Source organism: uncultured Chitinophaga sp., assembly GCF_937874145.1.
Taxonomy (GTDB): domain Bacteria; phylum Bacteroidota; class Bacteroidia; order Chitinophagales; family Chitinophagaceae; genus Chitinophaga.
In genome coordinates this window covers 1-19,303 of record NZ_CALNBI010000498.1, presented here as the reverse complement: position 1 = coordinate 19,303, position 19,303 = coordinate 1, and the positions used below count along the sequence as shown (strand labels likewise).

The 19,303-nt window shown below is 54.4% G+C and carries 14 protein-coding genes; 7 read left to right on the top strand and 7 right to left on the bottom strand.

Annotated elements, in window-relative coordinates; genetic code table 11:
* The 5 genes from Q0510_RS23740 to Q0510_RS23720 all read left to right on the top strand — a co-directional run.
* Window positions 1-2,203 (top strand): efflux RND transporter permease subunit (locus Q0510_RS23740; RefSeq protein WP_298717420.1); only part of this gene is annotated, 2,203 nt, incomplete at its 5' end.
* Window positions 2,196-3,623: a TolC family protein gene (locus Q0510_RS23735; protein ID WP_298717417.1), complete on the top strand. Its 1,428-nt coding sequence runs from the start codon at window positions 2,196-2,198 to the stop codon at window positions 3,621-3,623. The genes Q0510_RS23740 and Q0510_RS23735, both read left to right, overlap by 8 nt.
* A 269-nt stretch (window positions 3,624-3,892) precedes the next feature.
* Window positions 3,893-6,286, top strand: a complete 2,394-nt coding sequence (locus Q0510_RS23730) for a TonB-dependent receptor (protein WP_298717414.1) — start codon at window positions 3,893-3,895, stop codon at window positions 6,284-6,286.
* Between the two features lie 24 nt (window positions 6,287-6,310).
* Window positions 6,311-7,552 (top strand): DUF4374 domain-containing protein, encoded by a 1,242-nt coding sequence (locus Q0510_RS23725; protein WP_298717411.1) that lies wholly within the window; start codon window positions 6,311-6,313, stop codon window positions 7,550-7,552.
* 180 nt (window positions 7,553-7,732) lie between these two features.
* Window positions 7,733-8,941 carry a S8 family serine peptidase gene (locus Q0510_RS23720; protein WP_298717408.1) on the top strand — a complete coding sequence of 403 codons (1,209 nt, stop codon included), beginning with the start codon at window positions 7,733-7,735 and terminating at the stop codon, window positions 8,939-8,941.
* Here Q0510_RS23720 and Q0510_RS23715 read toward each other — a convergent pair.
* The 4 genes from Q0510_RS23715 to Q0510_RS23700 all read right to left on the bottom strand — a co-directional run bounded on the left by Q0510_RS23715 (window position 8,933) and on the right by Q0510_RS23700 (window position 16,203).
* On the bottom strand, window positions 8,933-12,727 hold the full coding sequence (locus tag Q0510_RS23715) for a caspase family protein (RefSeq protein ID WP_298717405.1): 3,795 nt from the start codon (window positions 12,725-12,727) through the stop codon (window positions 8,933-8,935). The genes Q0510_RS23720 and Q0510_RS23715 overlap by 9 nt on opposite strands.
* 24 nt (window positions 12,728-12,751) lie before the next feature.
* Entirely contained in the window at window positions 12,752-13,633 is an 882-nt protein-coding gene (locus tag Q0510_RS23710; RefSeq protein WP_298717401.1) for a hypothetical protein, read from the bottom strand.
* Between the two features lie 49 nt (window positions 13,634-13,682).
* Window positions 13,683-14,567, bottom strand: coding sequence for a trypsin-like peptidase domain-containing protein (locus Q0510_RS23705; protein WP_298717398.1), 885 nt, complete (start codon window positions 14,565-14,567; stop codon window positions 13,683-13,685).
* 223 nt (window positions 14,568-14,790) lie between these two features.
* Window positions 14,791-16,203, bottom strand: coding sequence for a PLP-dependent aminotransferase family protein (locus tag Q0510_RS23700; RefSeq protein WP_298717395.1), 1,413 nt, complete (start codon window positions 16,201-16,203; stop codon window positions 14,791-14,793).
* Window positions 16,204-16,309: 106 nt separating this feature from the next.
* Here Q0510_RS23700 and Q0510_RS23695 point away from each other — a divergent pair, with 106 nt between their 5' ends.
* Window positions 16,310-16,540 carry a thioredoxin family protein gene (locus Q0510_RS23695; protein ID WP_298717393.1) on the top strand — a complete coding sequence of 77 codons (231 nt, stop codon included), beginning with the start codon at window positions 16,310-16,312 and terminating at the stop codon, window positions 16,538-16,540.
* 82 nt (window positions 16,541-16,622) lie between these two features.
* A complete protein-coding gene (locus Q0510_RS23690; protein ID WP_298717391.1) occupies window positions 16,623-17,357 on the top strand; it encodes a YggS family pyridoxal phosphate-dependent enzyme in 735 nt (244 codons plus the stop codon).
* Here the strand turns inward: Q0510_RS23690 and Q0510_RS23685 are convergent, their stop codons facing one another.
* The 3 genes from Q0510_RS23685 to Q0510_RS23675 all read right to left on the bottom strand — a co-directional run.
* Window positions 17,358-18,653: an ADP-ribosylglycohydrolase family protein gene (locus tag Q0510_RS23685; RefSeq protein ID WP_298717389.1), complete on the bottom strand. Its 1,296-nt coding sequence runs from the start codon at window positions 18,651-18,653 to the stop codon at window positions 17,358-17,360.
* Window positions 18,654-18,671: 18 nt separating this feature from the next.
* Window positions 18,672-18,833: a hypothetical protein gene (locus Q0510_RS23680; protein WP_298717386.1), complete on the bottom strand. Its 162-nt coding sequence runs from the start codon at window positions 18,831-18,833 to the stop codon at window positions 18,672-18,674.
* Between the two features lie 3 nt (window positions 18,834-18,836).
* Window positions 18,837-19,303 (bottom strand): hypothetical protein (locus Q0510_RS23675; RefSeq protein ID WP_298717384.1); only part of this gene is annotated, 467 nt, incomplete at its 5' end.

Here is a 19,303-nt window from a genome sequence, read left to right as displayed (position 1 = left end):
AATGGATTATGAAATCAGCTACGACGTATCAAGCTTCCTGGACGCATCCATCGAAAAAGTGATACACACGCTGGGCGAGGCGTTCATCCTCGTGGCGATCGTGGTGTTCATCTTCCTGGGCGACTGGCGTTCTACGCTCATCCCCACGCTGGCCGTGCCAGTTTCGCTGGTGGGCGCGTTTTTCTTTATGCAGCTGTTCGGGTTGACGATCAACCTCATCACATTGTTCGCCTTGGTGTTGGCGATCGGGATCGTGGTGGATAATGCGATCGTGGTGATAGAAGCGGTGCATGCAAAGATGGAAGAGGAGAATTTGTCGCCCTACGCGGCCACGGTGAAAGTGGTGCACGAGATCAGCGGCGCCATTGTGGCGATCACGTTTGTGATGGCGGCGGTGTTTATCCCGGTGGCGTTCATGTCGGGGCCGGTGGGGATCTTTTACCGGCAGTTCGCCGTGACCATGGCCACTTCCATCGTATTGTCGGGTGTGGTGGCGCTGACACTTACGCCGGTGCTGTGCGCCATGATCCTGAAAAATAATCATGGCAAACCCAAGAAGAAAAATCCCATCGATAAGTTCATCGACGGTTTCAACCGCGCTTTCGGCAAGCTGACCGGGCGGTACGAAAAACTTTTGCTCCTGATCGTCAACCGCAGAGTGATCACCTGGGCCGTGCTCATCGGTTGCGGCGTGGGCATTTTCGGTATTTCGAAGAACCTGCCGACAGGTTTTATCCCAAATGAAGACCAGGGCATGATCTACGCCATCATCCAGACGCCTCCCGGCTCCACGCTGGAGCGTACCAACGAGATCGCGCGGAAGTTGCAGGAGATCGCCGAAAAAGTGGACGGGATCCGTTCCGTATCGGCTTTGGCGGGGTATGAAGTGTTGACGGAAGGCCGCGGTTCCAACGCCGGTACCTGCCTGATCAACCTGAAAGACTGGTCGGAGCGCAAGCACAACGTGACGGAGATCATCGAGGAGCTGGAAGAGAAAGCCCACGAGATACCCGGCGCCACGATCGAGTTTTTCGGTCCGCCGGCTGTGCCGGGCTACGGCGCCGCGGGTGGATTTGCACTTCGCCTGCTTGATAAGACCAACAACGACGATTACAAGGAACTGGAAAAAGTGAACGACGATTTCATGGCTGCCCTCGGGAAGCGGAAAGAGCTGACGGGGCTGTTCACGTTCTTCAGCGCCAACTACCCGCAGTACGAGCTCCAGATCGACAACAAAGCCGCCATGCAGAAGGGTGTTTCCATCGGCAAGGCCATGGATAACCTGTCGATTTTGATCGGGAGTACGTACGAACTGGGGTTTGTCCGCTTCGGTACGGCCTTGAAAGTATACGTGCAGGCTTCGCCCGAATACCGCGCGCTGCCCGACGACCTGATGAAATTGTATGTAAAGAACGACCGAGACGAGATGGTGCCGTATTCGGCGTTCATGTCGATCCGGAAAACGCATGGCCTGAACGAGATCACGCGGTACAATATGTACACATCATCCGCGATCCGCGGCGAGCCTGCTGCGGGGTATAGCAGCGGCGAGGCCATCGAGGCGATCCGGCAGGTGGCGGCGCAGACGTTGCCGCGCGGGTATGATATCGATTGGGAAGGGTTGTCGAAAGATGAATCGGAGCGCGGCAACGAGGCTTTGTACATTTTCCTCATCGTGCTGGCCTTCGTGTACCTGATTTTGGCGGCGCAATATGAGAGCTTTATACTTCCGTTGGCGGTGGTGCTGTCGTTGCCTGCGGGCGTGTTCGGCGCTTTTTTGCTGGTGAAGGCGATGGGGCTGGCCAACGATATTTACGCGCAGGTGGGGCTGGTGATGCTCGTGGGCTTGCTGGGCAAGAACGCGGTGCTGATCGTGGAGTTTGCCGTACAGAAGCACCGGTCGGGCATGCCTGTGCTGGAAGCGGCGATCGAAGGGGCGAGGGTGCGTTTCCGCCCGATCCTCATGACATCGCTGGCGTTTATCGCGGGGCTGATCCCACTGGTGTTTGCCACGGGCCCCGGCGCCATCGGCAACCGGACCATCGGCGCGGCTTCGGCCGGCGGCATGATCCTGGGGACCCTGGGCGGGGTGCTCGTTATCCCCGGCCTGTATTACATCTTCGGGCGCATCGCGGAAAAACGAAAGCTCATCCGCGACGAAGAAGAAAATCCATTAACAGAAGAATTAGAACACAATGTTTAAACGTCGATATTTTACATACATCGCGCTCAGCGGGGCCTGCCTGGCTTACACGGCATGCAGGATCCCTGCGGTAACGGGCAAAGAGGCGGATAGAAACGTGCCAGCCGCATTCAGCGGGGCTTCCGGCGCAAGTACGGCTCCCGTTGCCTGGAAGGGATTTTTCGGCGACGCCGACCTGGCATCGCTCATCGATACCGCGTTGCAGCGGAACCAGGAGCTGAACATCGTGCTGCAGGAAATCGAAATTTCCCGGAACGAAGTGCGCGCCCGGAAAGGCGAGTACCTGCCTTCCGTAGGGCTCCGCGCGGGCGCGGGTGTTGAAAAAGTTGGCCGCTACACCAGCCAGGGCGCCAATGATGCCAATACCGAGATCAAAGAAGGAAAAGAAATGCCCGAACCGCTGGGCGACTTCCTCGTGGGAGCGTTCGCCAGTTGGGAAGTCGATATCTGGCACAAGCTGCGCAACGCGAAGAACTCCGCCGCCGCGCGGTACCTGGCTACCGTGGAAGGACGGAATTTCGTGGTGACCAACCTCATCGCCGAGATCGCCGCCTCGTATTACGAACTGCTCGCACTCGACAGGCAGCTGGAGATCGTGGACCAGAATATCGCCATCCAGACGAACGCGCTGGACGTGGTGAAATTGCAGAAAGAAGCCACGCGCGTCACGGAGCTGGCGGTACGGAAGTTTGAAGCGGAAGTGCTGCGGACGCAAAGCCTTCGTTTCGACATCCTGCAGCGCATCACCGAAACCGAAAACAAGATCAATTTCCTGGCAGGCCGCTATCCGCAACCGATCCGCCGGAACGATCAGGCGTTCGGCAGCGCTGCGGCGAAAGTCAGCGCCGGCATTCCTGCAGACCTGCTGGCTAACCGGCCCGACATCCGGCAGGCGGAATTGAACCTGGCTGCCGCGAAGCTGGATGTGAAATCCGCCCGCGCGCAGTTTTACCCTTCACTTGGCATTACGGCGGGCGTGGGGTACAGGGCTTTCAATCCATCGTACCTCGTCAAAACACCGGAATCACTGTTGTATTCACTCGCCGGCGACCTCGTGGCGCCGCTCGTGAACCGGAACGCCATCAAGGCCGCGTATTACAATGCGAACGCGAAGCAGATCCAGTCGGTGTACGAATACGAGCGGACGATCCTGAATGCGTATGTGGAAGTGGTGAACCAGTTGTCGAAGATCGGCAACCTGGATAAGCGGAGTGCGTTGCAGGTCAGGCAGGTGGATGCGCTCACGCAATCCATCGACATCTCTAACAGCCTTTTTGCCTCCGCCCGTGCGGATTACATGGAAGTGCTCCTGACGCAGCGCGACGCGCTGGAATCGAAATTCGAGCTGATCGAAACCCAATTGCAGCAGATGCAGGCCCTTGTGGGCGTGTATCGCGCGCTGGGCGGCGGTTGGAAATAATAAGCATGAAAAACCTCCGGAAAAGCAGGCCTCGCATCGATTTGCGGGGCTTGCGCATTTTGGGGGTGCGGAGCTATAACATCTTGTGAGTGGATTGGCGAACGACGGTTTTCCGCATCGCGCAAATACTTTTCCGAATCCGATCATATGTTAAAGTTTTCCTTACGCACCTTTGCCCCCGCCAATTAAGCATAAAAAAAGCCGCACAGCGCCAACTGTACGGCTATCCACCTTGTGGGTGGAGCTTTCAATCGTTCAAATTTCAAGCGATGCAATATAAGCAAATATTGTTAACGGGTTTGCTATGCCTGTCCGTTTTCACCCTGTGGGCGCAGCAACCAGCCTCACTTTCGGGAACGGTAAAAGACAATGAAGGCGCTCCCGTACCGGGCACGTCCATAAGAGTGGGAGGCTCCCGGCAGGGGGCTTCCGCCAGCCACCAGGGCGTCTACCTGCTCGGTAACATCAAGCCCGGCACCCTTACCATCGAATTTTCCGCCGTGGGCTTTTCCCGGATCGTTAAAACCATGACCCTGCAGGCCGGCGAAAAAGCTACGCTGGACGTTGTGCTGTTCCGCAAAGCGGCGCAGGTGAAAGAAGTGAATGTAACCGGGTTGACGGCCAGCCAGCAAGTGAACCGCCAATCCTATGCCGTTACTTCCATCGACGCGAAGCCGCTTCACAACAGCTCGCAGGATCTCAACCAGGTACTCGGCAAAACGGCCGGCGTGCGGGTCCGGGAAGAGGGCGGCCTCGGTTCGGGATTCAACTTCTCGCTCAACGGGTTTTCCGGCAGGCAGGTGAAGTTCTTCCTGGATGGCGTGCCCATGGATAATTTCGGTTCTTCCCTCTCCCTGAATAATATCCCCATCAACCTCGCCGACCGCATCGAAGTATATAAAGGCGTTGTGCCCATCTGGCTGGGCGCCGATGCGCTGGGCGGGGCCGTGAACATCGTTACCAATGTCAAAACGCGGCGCTACCTGGATGTTTCCTATTCCTACGGTTCCTTCAACACCCACCGCAGCGCCGTGAGCGCGGGGTATACCGATGAGAAAACGGGGCTTACCGTGCAGGGGAACTTCTTCCAGAATTATTCAGATAACAATTATTGGGTGCATACACCGGTTACGGATCTGGTTACCCACGAAGTAGGCCCCGAGCGCAGGCTGCGCCGGTTTCATGACCGGTACAAATCCGAAACCGCACAGGTGGAACTCGGCGTGACGGGAAAAAAGTATGCAGACAGGTTGCTGCTCGGCATCATTCTTTCCCAAAACGACCGGCAGATACAAACGGCGGCGCAAATGTCGCGGGTATATGGAGGTTGGAATCAGCAAAGCACGACCATCATGCCGACATTGAAGTATAAGAAGAGCGACTTGTTTATCAAAGGCCTTGACTTCAACCTCTATGGCAGCTACAACTTCGGCAGTACGCAGGACGTGGATACGGTTAACCGCGTATATAACTGGGCAGGCGAATGCATAGACAATACTTTCAACAAAGATGGACAATACGTTCCCGGTGCGGAAAACGGCAGAAGCCTCTACAAATTCTCCAATAACCTGGCGATCGCCAAATCCAGCCTCAGTTATAACATAGGCCAAGGGCACTCCGCGGGCATTAACTTTACATTTTCGAGCTTTGACCGCCAGGGCCGCGATCCGCTAAAGCCCAATGATCTGGCAAATCAACAGCCGAAGAAACTTCGTAAATCGGTAATCGGCCTCGGGTATAAATATGATTACAACGACAAGTGGTCGACTTCCGTATTTGCCAAGCAATATATCGTGAACGGGGAAAGCACGCAGAAAGTGGATATCTACACGAATCCACGCTATGTGCCGGTCGATAACGCTTTTTCCGCAACGGGATATGGACTTGCGACTTCCTATTTCCTGTTCAGCAACCTGCAATTGAAATTTTCGTACGAGAAAACTTACCGCCTGCCGGAAGGCGAGGAGATGTTCGGAGACGGTGCGAATGTTATCGCAAACATCAACCTGCTCCCCGAAAGCAGTGACAACCTTAACCTGGGTGCGGTTTACTCCCGCAAGTTCGGGGAGCAGCACCGGCTGGTGATGGAAGGCACGGCGCTCTTCCGCGGCGCGAAAGATTTTATCCGCATGGATGCCAGCGATACCCGTGTCCAGATCGTAAACCTTCGGGATGTGCGGATGTTGGGAGGTGATGCAGATGTAAAATATGCTTACAGCGATTTTTTCACCGCCGCCATGAACGCTACTTATCAGCACCTGATCAATACCACCCGGCATGAAAGGGAAAGCAGCAATGAAATAAGCCCGATTTACAAAGACCAGATACCTAATATCCCATACCTGTTCGGTAACCTGGATCTTGGTGTTAAATTCAAAAAAGTAGGTTTCTCGCATGCGCGCCTCGCCCTGAATTACCACCTTAATTATGTACATGCATATTACCTGAAATGGCCTGGGTTTGGCTATAGCTGGGAGAAGAACGATATCCCCAAACAGTTGTCGCACGATATTTCGGCTACCTATGTTTTACAAAACGGGAAGTATAATGTATCGCTCGAATGCCGCAATCTGACCGATGAGCGGCTGTACGACAACTTTATGCTGCAAAAGCCCGGCCGTGCTTTCTACGTAAAGCTGCGCTACTTCCTCAGCAAATATTAATCAAACATATAGAACTATAAAAACATGAGAAAAGTACAATTCTGGATGCCGGCCTTAGCCGCCGCCATGATCGTTTCCGCATCTTCCTGTTCCAGCGACAAGAAAGAAGTGAACCCGGATGATCTTGTTAACGAAGACAACAGCACATTCGTAATCGCCGTTACGGCGGAAGGCAGTGCTTCCGAAGCCACCGACTACGTGCTGCAGAGCAAGGACCTGATGACCGGCCTCATCACTCCCGTTGGCCAGGGCATCGAACAAAAAAGCTACCGTATGTATGAAGTGGTGGGCAAAACCCTGCTGAGCATCACTTACCAGGGCACCAACATCGTTCCGGGTTATGCTTTGAACGATAAAGGCATCCTGACCAAAAAGAACGGCGAATTCTCCATCCTGCGCCTGCATGCGCGCGGCGTGGTAGACGAAAACCGCCTGTTCGGCATGTTCGTGCCCCGGGATGGCTCCGCTGAAGCCACGTTCTACGAGATCAATGCGTCCAACATGCGGGTGGACAAGCAAGCCAAAATCAACGTATTCGAAGCCGCCAACAATGGCAAGGAATGGGCATATTTTAATGATGTAAGACTGGTAGGCAACAAAGTGTTCGCGCCTTTCTTCCAGATCAGGAATTCCAGCTTCGATACGGAATATGCTGATTCCGCGTATCTCGCCATCTATTCCTATCCTGAACTGAAACTGGAAAAAGTGATCAAGGATGACCGCACCGGCACCCTGGGCCGATACGCCAGCAACGACGTACTGGCCATTACGGAAAGTGGCGACGTGTACACCTATTCGGCAGCCGGCGCCATCGCCGCGGGCAACGTGCCTTCCTCCAAACCTTCCGGCATCCTGCGCATCAAAAACGGGACGACCGATTTCGACAAGGATTATTTCTTCAACATAGAAACCGCCACGGGCGGCTACAAACTCTGCGCGATGAAATACATCGGCGGCGGTAAAGCCCTGGCGCAGATTTTCAGCTTCAAAGATCACGTTGCCGGCGATAAATGGACCAACCGCGATTGCCGCCTGGCCATCATCGATTTCAGCACCAAAACCATCACCGATGTAGCCGGCGTGCCCCTGCACACCGGCGGTAGCCTCCAATACGGTTGTGTTGTGGATAAAACCGTAGCGTACCTGCAGGTGCAGAACGGTGAAGGCATCCACATGTACAAAGTGGACCTCGCCACCGCCAAAGGAACCAAAGGCGCGAAAGTGCAGGGGAAAGCCGTGATGGGACTTTTCAAAATGACCAAATAGGTATTTTCTCACCCGATCGATATATATAATGGAGTGCGTGCCGTGGCCTTTGCCGCGGTACGTTTTTTTTATGCCGCATCGTGGGAGGTTTTTTCGGTGACGGGGAATTTACCGTATATTTAGGTATCGTGAATCCGCTCCTTTTCCCTTGATTTTATATAATTTATAAATTTACCCCATATGCCTGAATCTTACATCGTTCTCAGCGCGAAGAAGGCGGTTAATGTACCCCGCACCCGTTCCATCTTCGGCGCCGCTCCGGCTGATGGCCAGCCAGGTTTCAAATCCATCGAAAGCATCGAGCCTTCCTCCGTCAACGTTTCCTTCGAAAAGCTCGATCCGGGAAAGGCGGAAAGGTTGAGGAAAGACAACCCGGAGGTTTTATCCGTCACGCCGGTGATGCCGCTGCGGCTGATAACGCCGAAAGATAAGAAGAAGAAAGAGGGAACCACGGGCGGCATCGCCTGGGGCATTCAGGCAGTGGGGGCGGATAAATCGACGTTTACAGGGAAAGATGTGAAAGTTGCCGTACTGGACACGGGCATTCACCGGGCGCATCCCTGCTTTAATGGGATCGACATCATAGAAGAAGATTTTACCAACGACGGCAATGGCGATATCGACGGGCATGGGACGCATGTGGCCGGCACCATTTTCGGGAAAGATACGTTCGGAACCCGCATCGCCGTGGCGCCGGGGATTTCGCAGGCGCTCATCGCCAAGGTGATCGGGCGTAACGGGGGCGACAGCGGCTCTATCGTGAAAGCCATCAACTGGGCGCTGGGCAAAGGCGCCAATGTGATCTGCATGTCGCTGGGGATCGACTTCCCAGGGTACGTGGCAGAGTTGGTGGCCGACAACTGGAAAGTGGAAGCGGCTACTTCTATCGCATTGGAAGGTTACCGGAAGAATGTGTTGCTGTTCGAGGATATCGCTGAACTGGTTAAAACTTCGGCCCTGGCCGGCGTGAACGAGCCCGCGCTGCTGTTCGCCGCATCGGGGAACGAAAGCGATCATCCGCATTACAAAATATCGGTATCGCCGCCGGCGGTTTCGGAAGGATTCGTTTCCGTGGGCGCCCTCGGCCAGCGGGGCGACGGCTGGGAACTGGCGTCTTTTTCGAATGTGGGCCCCAGCCTCAGTGCGCCCGGTGTGGATATCCTCTCCGCCGACCTGCAGAACGGCCTCACGGAACTCAGCGGCACCAGCATGGCCACGCCGCACGTGGCGGGCGTGGCGGCTTTATGGGTACAAAAAATGAAGGAGATGCGCAGGTTTACCGCAGAGCAATTGAAAACCAATCTTATATACAACGCCGAAATCAACGGCATCCATCGCTATAATATCGAAGATTTCGGGGCGGGCATGGTGCAGGCGCCATTACGGTAACATGGACCTCGTCCAGGCGTGACAGGTGTCCCAGTAACGCATGATCTGTTCGGGGATTACATGGAGCTTTCTTCCGTTCGCCATAGACAGCACATGATGCAGGTCCCATACTTTAACTTTCAATACCGCTTTGTTCGCGTCGATGGCGACCAGGTAATTTTTATGGCCCGAAGTAAAGGGATAGAATGTATCAAAATCTGTAGTAAGTGGGATCGGGTAACGGGAATTTAATGTGACAAGAAAAACGGTGTCATTTGAGTTTCCCCTGAATCTATCTTTTAGGAGAATCAAATGACTGTTAGCCAGATACAAAGATGCCCGGAGGTTATGATGATTTATCAAGCCATTATAATCGAAGAAAGGTAAAGGGGTAATTTTCTGATCTTGCTCGTCAAACAGGTAAGTGGTATCCTTTATTCTGCCAAGACTATATGCATTGTCTGTTTCCATTCTTGCGAAAATCTTCCCGGTGTTTTTTCCGCTGAAATCAATTTTTTCAAACGAATATTTTTCATCAAACACCAGGAAATGATCTTTCCGGTACCGGATCATTTTGCTTGTCCCGCGATTGAAAATAAGTTTGCCCGACTTGTTATAAATACGTTGGTTCCATCCGGAAGTTGCAGACGATAATGTGACGGCGGAAGCATGTGGGTGGAAGTTTGCAGAAGTTACTTCGGCTGGTCGGAAAGCGGGGCCTTGTAACTGTACGCTGTGAAGTACCGTGCCGTTGAAATCAAGAACGCTTAAACGTTGTTGCTTTACCAGGAAAATGTAATTTCTATCGGCCGACAAAAGTGCAATATCAGGATTTGTTAATGGTAGTACACGAGTTCCGCCATCTTTTAAATCTAAAATGCGTACAACATTTTTGCTAATGTGAACTGCGAGTTGCATATCCATCGCAAACTGCATTGCTTCATCTCCATTGGCGGCAGGTAACTTCAGGGTTTGCACATTCCCGCGCGGCTGGAACAAATGAACAGAAGAGTCGCCTTCGTATACCCCAATAAAACGATTTTGCTTTGGTGCATAATAGATAGATCTTTCGCGGTTATCGCCATGCCGGTAGAATGGTATGGGAATCCGGGAAGTATCTATTTTCCAGTCAAGAAAATTAATCGTGACAATTACGGTGTCGGTCAGGATGTGGACGCCGGTAACGGCGCCTGTATCGTTCCTGATCGGGTAATTGCGCGCAAAGTCAAATCCCGGGTAAACCAGGCTGTCTATCACTTCATGCAGAAAATAATAAGGGTTGACCGACCGCTTTCGCCAGGTTTGCAGGATAGACGCCCTCAACAGGGAATCGCTGGAAGGGAGCATTTTCCAGGCGAAACTGAGATGCTCCATCGCCTTGTTATTCTGGTTGGAAGAAATGTGCGTAGCCACGGTCGTGAGCAGGCGGGCGTTGGAAAGCTTTTCTTCCGCCACCAGCTTCTGCAGATAAAATATCGCAACACCGACCAGCATTACGATTCCCGTCACCAATAGGTGCACCCTCCCTTTCGCCCTGCGGACTTTATGAATCGAATGCCCGATAAAACCGGCTTCATCCTGCGTGAAATTATGATCCGGCTTTTCGGCGATGGGAGGGTATCTGCCGAAGCTTAGCATATTCAGAACGCTGGCCGGCGCATCGCGGAGCGGGATATTGATAGCCGGGATGTTTTCGAACTGTTGCCTAAGATGCCTGAGCTCCGGGCGGTCGTTCCACAGTAAGCCGGTATCCTGCGGGTTTTCCTTCCATTTCCGGATGGCGTCGATAAGCTGTTCGCGGATCTCGATGCTGCGGGCGCCTTCTTCTTTCAGCCATTTCCGCATCTGCGGCCATGCATTAACGAGGGAGTCGTGCGCAGGCTCGAAATAAATGCGCTCCAGCCCAGGTGTGGTGTCTGCTCCATCTCCGGGCGCAACGCCGTGGATTTCTGTATTGGTGAAAATGATTTTATGCGTGGCGAGATCACTCAGTATTTTGCGGACAGTTTTTGTTTGAGCAGGATGGCGGAATTGCAGCTCGTCGAGGTAGATTTTTTTTCTGGAAAGATCCACTTCGTTGGTGACGGCCGTCATCCGCAGCAGGAGGTTCTTCAGCGTGGCAATTTCCAGGTCGGTGGAAAGATGTTGGTAATAGCGGTCCATCATATTGCTCAATGCGCCGTTGATGCCACCCAGTTCCAAATATTCTCTTTCATGCAGCACCCATGTCGCATCATTTTCCGCCACACTTTTTTCAAACCACTGCTGCAGCGTAAACGAAAGTAAGGGCAGGCTCCCATGGGAGTTGGCTGCTTCATCAATAATACCATTGATAAATATCTCATTGTCTTCCGGCGTTCCTCCATTCGACACGAACTGCACCATGCACTGCGCCGCCGGTTGCAGAATAATTTCTTTAATGTCCTGCCGCAGAATAGGTTGCAGGATTACCCGGTTGCGAGCCGCTGCGCGATAAAATTTGAGATCCGACAAAGATGCTTCCAGGTCGCTGCGAACCGAAAAGATGATCGTTGCGTACATATCCTCGAATACCTGACCGATAAAATCTTCGATCGCCGCCTGTTCCCTTCCGGTGCAAATGGTTACCAGTTCCTCGCATTGATCCACGAAGAGTACATATGGAGCGGTGTATTGCTTCGCCGTCGACAGTAACTTGGCCAGTATTTCCGGATCGTCTTTCACCGAGCCCGGCCGGAAAATCAGTGGAGGGTTGGGGTGCGTTTGCTGCATCAGGGGCAGCAATCCTGCCTGCACCATCGAAGTTTTGCCAACGCCCGATGCGCCGCTGAGCAATACCGACTTGCGTTTGGGATCGCTGACGAGCTGAAAAAGCCGTTGGATCGTACGCTTCCGCCCGAAGTAAAGGAAACTGTCTTCAGCGGTATAACTGAACAGCCCTTTATAGGGATTCTTGAATTCCCGCGGTGCTAATTGCCCGACAAAATCCTGCCCCGGGGCGGGCGTCAGGAAAATGAACTGGCCTTTTTTATGCTCTGCCATCGAGATATACATCGGCGATTGGGTATGCCCGATGTTGGCGCTCTGCAGAAGCTGATCGAGGTGCGTGTCGATATATTCATACAGCCTGAGCGTGGTAATGATACCTTCGGAATAAAGCGGGGAAATGGGGTCCATCGGGCTGAGCGCCTCGATCAACACCCTGGCAAAAGGCGAATTGGAGCCGGTTACGATGCTGTCGCGCGCGCCAAGGTTAAGCAATTCGTCCACCGCCTTTTCGTCGTAAGCCGAAGAAGTGAGGATCTGCCAGGCCTGGTCGCTTACATACCGGTCGAACTTCTCCCGGAATATTTTCTTGACGAAGGTGTCGTAAGTGGCCCGGAACCTCGTTGCCCACTGGATGGATCCCGCGAAACAGCAATCCAGTATAATGAGCAGGTGCCTGCATTTCAATGTTGAAAACTGTTCCAGCAACCAGGACATCGGAATGTGGGTCTGGATATCCGTCCGGCTGGCGTCTGCAGGGCAAATGTACCCGCTTAATCCTGATCCGGTTTCGCGCGCCATCCCGTGGCCGGCGAAATAGAAGATAACGCGGTCACCGTCTTCAATCGTAGCCTGCATCCCGGAAATAAACGCTTCGAATGAGGCGCGCGAAGTGTCAATTTCACAACGGATATTCGCCGGTTCGAATTCATGAAGCGCCAGCACCCCAGCGAGGGCCCGCACATCATCCGCCGGCGTCAGCAATTCCGGCAATGCAGCGTATCTGCCGATCCCGACCAGGTAAGCCCTGCTGGTGTTAAACCTGCTGGAGAGTCCATTCATTCACGAATGTTTGAAGTGTAAGCCCTAATTCCCCGTAGTCTTATTCTTCCCGGACGTCTGCGGTGGAGTATTCCCGGTGCCCGCGTTGCCGCCGGACGCCTGTCCCTGCTGCGCACCGCCCGAGCCGGAGTTGCCGCTGCCGCTTTCCTTCTCCTCGGCTTTGGGGAGGTAGTTGTTGATGATGGTTTTGGCGGAGTCCTTGTATTCGTTCCATACGCCCACGATCTTCTCGGCGCGCACTTTATAGGGATTCGTTTCAACAATTTTCAGGGCTACATTGGAAACTATCGAACCATCGGGGATAATGATGAAATCGGTACGGTGTTTCAGCGCTTCGAAAGTTGTGCTGGCGAAGGGGAGGGCGCTCAGGACGAGGGGCTTCACGTCGATCGTTTTGCTCTCTTTTTTCGGATCGATATAAGTGATTTTAATTTCGATGGTATAGTCGAACATCCGGCTGTTGCGCTGTGTGAGCGCGGAAGAATACTGCAGCTGGTAACTATCGACATAATATACGATGGCACTGACGCCCTCCACCGGATGCGCCTTGAACCTGAAGCGCAGCGCGTCTTCCGGCTGGCCTGCGCCAAACTTTACCTTGCGGACGAACTCGAAATCCGGGATTTTCATTTTGCCGGCGTCGAGGTAGCTTTTTTGCTTGCTGTATTCGGCGGTAAATTTCTTTACCCTGTTTTCCAGCATTTTGGTTGTGAGCTTGAACGCGAAATCCACCGCGGTAGGGATCAGCGCGAGCAGCCCGGCGGCTTCGTTTTGCTGGCCTGGTATCGCTTTAGGGATATCGATGGCGGAAGCGGTCAGGACGATGTCCAGGTCTTCACCGGAGATCTTCCGGGTTTCGCCGGAGCCGCTGTAGACTACATTTTGGCCAAAGGAACCGAAGCACATAAGAAATGAGATTGAGGTTAGGAAAATACGTTTCATGGTATTGCGTTGGTTAAAGTAATGTCCATTCGTTGATCCTGTCGATCAGGTCGGGCCGGAACCGCAGCCCGTAATTCTCCGGGAAGCTGCCGTTGGTATGGATGCCTACGGCCTGAACGCCCTGTTTCCCCGGCGGAAAGATGGGGCTGCCGCTGTTGCCGGCTTCGGTATCGATGGGATAGAAGTACCGGGTGCCCGTCTGGGAGGAAACGGGGCCCTGGGCGGTGTGGGGTGTCTGCCCTTTGTCTTTGGGATATCCGGCGATCTCCACCTTTGCGGGCATAGCCGTGGCTTTGAAGCCGATGTGGGCGTTGATTTTTTGGTAAAGGCTGTCGTCGTCGAGGATGCTGGCGCCGTAGTCGTAATCCGCATCTTTCGAAACGGTCCAGCCTTCCACGCTCCTGAATGTTTTGCCGACGGCGTGGCCGAAGGGCGCTTCGGCGCCGAGGGCTCCGGGAATCACTTTGATCCACTGCATCCAGTCGTGGTCGAACACGCAGTGGCCGGCGGTGAGAATGCATTTGGGGGAAATGAAGAATCCCGTTCCCTGCAAGGGGTCGCGGCCGTAATGCGATTTGATCTGCAGCAGGCAGATGACGTTGTAAGGATAGACGATCTCCAGCACCGGCGCGCGGTCGTCTTCATCATGCACATAAAAAGTTTTGAAAGGTGCGCCCGCCTGGATTTTTTTCAGCTGCTCCACTGTAGGCGCCTCCTGCGCCCTCGTACCAAACCTGGGCATGCCGGGAGCCGCTTTCGGTGCAGGCAACGGAATGCGGGACGAAGCCGCCAGCCCGGCTTTCCGGGAAGACTTCCTAAACGTGTTTTCGTGCTCCTGCATAGGCGAATTGCCGGTGGATTGGAACCTTTGGGGCCGGGGGGTACCAGTTTTTTTCATGCGACAGGGATCTGGAATAAAAGTACGTTTTAAATATAACCGGCAGGAAAATATGTTAGTTATATTTTTATATATACTTCGTATTTAATTGATAATCATGTTCTAATATAAATGAATCTCGGCCGTTTGTCCTTGCGGGAATTCATTTGTTTGCAACCCGGCGGGAAGAAACCGGTAGCCTGGATATACGGAAATCCGCCGGAAGTGGTTTTGGCGGCAATTATTACAGCAGCGCCGCCAGCGCTTTGATTCCCTCTTCCAGTTGTTCCTCTGAGACGGCACCGTAACTCAACCTGAGCCCGTTGATAGTTTTCCCGCAACTGTATGCATCGGGAGTAATGACCCGGATGCCTTGGGCCTGCAGTTTTTCGGATACCTTCCGCCAGTCGGGCGCCTTTGCGGGTACGATCCAGATCGCCAGGCCGCCGTCGGGCGGGGTGAAGGAAGCTTTGTGCCGGAGGTGCTTATGAAGCAGGGCCACGGCGTTAGCGCATTTGGATTGATAATATTGCGTCGCTTTTTTGAGATGTCGCTTGATGGTGCCGTCGCTGATCAGCTGCAGCACGGCCTGCTCCATGATCGCGTCGCCCTGCACGTCGATGATCTTCCGCAGCTCGCTCACTTTCTCCATCAGCCCGGGTACGTTGCTGGCGAGGTAGCCGATCCGCAGCGCGGGGGCCACTACTTTGCTCATGGTGCCAATGTAGGCGAAGCGTTTCAGTTCCCCGTAGCTCGACAGCGGCAATACGGGCCGGTATCCGAAATGGAACTCGTTGTCATAATCGTCTTCGATGATGGTAAACCCGTGTTGGTTCGAAAGCCGGATCAGTTCCAGCCTTCTCTGCAGGCTCAGGGTAACGGTGGTCGGGTATTGATGGTGGGGCGTGGTGTAAAGGGCTTTGATGTGTTGCCCCGACCGCAGGTGCGCTTCCACGTCGGCAATAACCAGCCCTTCCGCGTCCACACGTACGGGAAGGACTTTGGCGCCCGCGTGCCTGAAGGCTTTCCAGGCGGGCTGGTAACCGGGATTTTCCACCATCACGCAGCTATCTTTCTCCAATAAACATTGCGCCGTGAGGAACATGGCCATCTGGCTGCCCCGTGTGATACAGAGCTGTTGTTCGTTTACCTGCATGCCGCGCTTTTGGTTCAGCATCTGCACGATCGCCTGCCGGAAGCCTGCGTCGCCCAGCTCGCTGCCATAACCCATGAGCTGCCATTTCGCCTTTCGCTGGAAAATCTGCCTGTAAGCGCGCGCCAGCTCGGCGATGGGCGCGATCTTGCTGTCGGGGTGGCCGTCGTCGAAACTGATGCGGTAATGCGGCGCGGGGGCGGGAGCCGGGGAAACGGAAGCCGGCCGGCTCTTTTTGATTACCGGGAACACATCGGCCACGAAAGTGCCTTTCCGCTCGCGGGTCACCAGCCATTCTTCGTTCAACAGCACATTCAGCGCCTCCACGATCGTGTTCCTGTTCACCTGTAAATCCCGCGCCATGGTGCGGCTCCCGGGGAGGGCGGTGCCGCCTTTCAGACGGCCCGATTGAATGTCCGCCACGATCGCGTCTGCAATCTGGAGATATACCGCTTTGCCGGCCTTATCGCTGAGCTGGATTTCCAGCTTCCAGGGTCTGAGCATCTGGACTACCTGTTTTTATGAAAACTGTATCATTTGGCTGGTCCAAATGTAGGGTAAATTTGTGTCGTAATACAAAGTTCTTTCACTCCTTTTAAATATATAAATCATGGCAAAATCGGTATTTTATCATGCGGGCTGCCCTGTTTGCGTGAGCGCGGAACACGACATCATCAACCTTGTTGGCGCCGAAAACGTTGAAGTGGTGCACCTCGGTGATCAGAAGAACAGGGTGGGCGAAGCGGAAGCCCTCGGCCTCAAATCCGTTCCCGCCCTCGTAACGCCCAACGGCAATGTGCTGCATATCAATTTCGGCGCATCCATCGAAGACCTGAAATAATCTTTCCCCACCGAAGTACCCGGCAGCTGGTCCATTGGACACGGGCTGCCGGGCTTCGCCATTACGTATAAAACTTCCTGCCATGAACGATAACATCCTGCCCAGCCTCGCCGCCATCAATGCCCGCATCACAGCGGCCTGCGAATCGGCCGGGAGAAACCCCGGCGACGTGCGCCTGCTGCTGGCCACCAAAACCGTTCCCGCTGCGCGGATACGCCTGGCGCTGGAAGCAGGGCAAACGCTCATCGCGGAAAACAAAGTGCAGGAATTGAAAGAGAAGTTCGCGGAGCTGGAAAATATTTCCCACGAAAATCACTTCATCGGCCACCTGCAAACCAATAAAATTAAAGACCTGCTGAAATACAACGTAACCTGCCTCCAATCCCTCGACCGGCTGGAACTGGCCGAAAAACTGCACCAAAGACTGCTGTTGGAAAATAAAGTGATGGAAGTGCTCATCCAGGTCAATACCTCCGGAGAAGACAGCAAATTCGGCGTCCATCCGGCTGAAGCGGTAGCGCTGACACGCGCCGTTGCCGGGTTAAAAACGCTGAAGGTAAAAGGTTTGATGACGATCGGGTTATTCAGTGCGGACACAGTAAAAGTAAGGGACTGCTTCCGCCTGCTCCGCAATCTCCGCGACGAAATCGCCGCGCAGCAAATGGTGGGTGTGGAGATGAAGGAACTGTCGATGGGCATGAGCGGCGACCTGGAAACCGCCATCGCGGAAGGCGCTACGATCGTGCGTGTCGGCACCGCGGTTTTCGGGCAGCGGCCCACACCCGACAGTTATTATTGGAATGAGAACGCCCGATAATCACCGCGCCGGTTTCCAGGCGATGGAGTCGGTATACATGACGGCATCCGGGATTTTATTGGCAGGTGGATGAATACCCGCGCGGGTAAAGCGCTCCGCGAAAGCGTCCAGCGTTTGAAAACCGCCGGCGTAAATGTTCTGCATCACTTTCCAATAACCGTTCAATTGCGCGACGGCTTTTTTCCAGGCGGCAGGGTGTTGCCGGGCAAGGGTGCCATCGAGCCCGAGGCAGACGGCCATATATGCAGCCCTGGCTTTTGCTTCCGGGTTGCCATTTTGGATGATGGCCGACAGCTGCGCCACCCCGGGCAATGCGCCGGTTTGTGCTGCAATACGCACCACCGGCGCAGGTTGCTGTGAGGGAATGGCATAAACCCATTGATGGCCGCGCAGCTCACGGCGCCCGCCCTGCTGATGATTGATCAGTTCGAAAAGCTCGATCAGCCTGTCCGCAAAACTGGTGATCGTTTCATCGGCAGGCATATGGTCGCGGCTCGTGTTTTTGTATCGGTCCACGATTTTCCAGCCCTGCGCCAGCATTGCGCGGTAGCCGTGCATGGCGCCGAGGATGGTGCCTACGGTGGCGGCGTTGCAATCCGCGTCCCAGCCAAGGTTGAAGGCCAGTTGCAGCGTGGCGGCGAAATCGCCTTTGCCGTAGCGGAGCGCCAGGAGGATGGCCCCTGTGTTCAGCTCCGTTCCGTTTTTATCGCGCATGCCGCCGTTTTCCCGTGTGTATTTGTCGCGCAGCTGCACGCGGGCTTGCTTCCAGTCGTCAGGGAACTGCCGGTGCCACTGGCGCACTTCTTCCATCAGCTGCAATGTATGGCTACGGGGATCAACGGCGGCGGCGCCTGCGTCAAGGATTTTATCGATATCCTTTTCCCGGAAGGCCGTTGCGATCATGGCCGTAAAGAGCTGCGTGGTTTGCGCGGGCTCGCCGCCGATAGCCACCTGTGTGTAATGCAGCCCGGTCTTTGCGGCCGTTTGCGGCATGGCAGGGGCCAGCAGCCCGAAGGTTTCGCAAAGGAACTGCCCGGAAACGTTGAACGCGGCCCAGGGATTTAATACCGGATCGCCCGTTTCCGGAGGGGTAAAGCCCATATCCATCAGGTGGCGGGCATAGCGGTTGGAGCACCAGATGTTTTTGTTGATGCGCGACTTCCAAAGCGCGGTAATTGTATCATACGGCAGCAACACCGTTTGCCGGCGCTGCATTTCCAGGATGTACACCCATTCGAAATCGGTATCGTCGTCCGTCCAGGCGCCGTTGGGCAGCGCGGGGACATATCCTTCCACCGTACCCGGTTCCTGGAATTATTTGAACTCATGCGGGATGCCGTTGAGGTTGCCGAGCATTTGCCCCAGCAAGCCGCCGCGGATTTTATCCATCACTTCCGCCACCGGTATCCGGATGGTTTGTTGCGAAAAAACTGGCGGCGCCGTGAAAAGCGCCGCCAGTAAAAGAAGATGTTTCATGTATCAGTGTTTGGCCGGCGGGTGGGAGAAGACGAGCGCCTCCAGCACCTGGATCTTCGCGCTGTCGTGCGGGTTCTTCCAACGGAGGGCCGCCGTATGGCTTCCCGCGGGTAATTCAAAAACATACGCTACTTCATCGCGGCGGGTGGTGTGGTTGGCGGGTAGGCTTACCGATTTTGCCACCTTGCCGTCGACCAGTAAATCCACTTCCGCGGTGTATTCTTTCTTTCCCTGCACATACCCTTTAAACACAATGCCTTTCCCCTCGAACTTCACCGCTTCCGTTTCCCGGATCTGCTTGTGGATAGGGATTTTCTGTGAAGGATAATGCCCGCTGAAGCCCTGCTCCAGCCGAACCGGCTTCGGCGCCTCGTAAGGGATCGTTACACCCGAAGCGTTTACTTCCCCTTTATTCGATTGTATCACCGCCAGCGCATGGTCGAAACTCATTTTGGATAAATCGTTTAGCG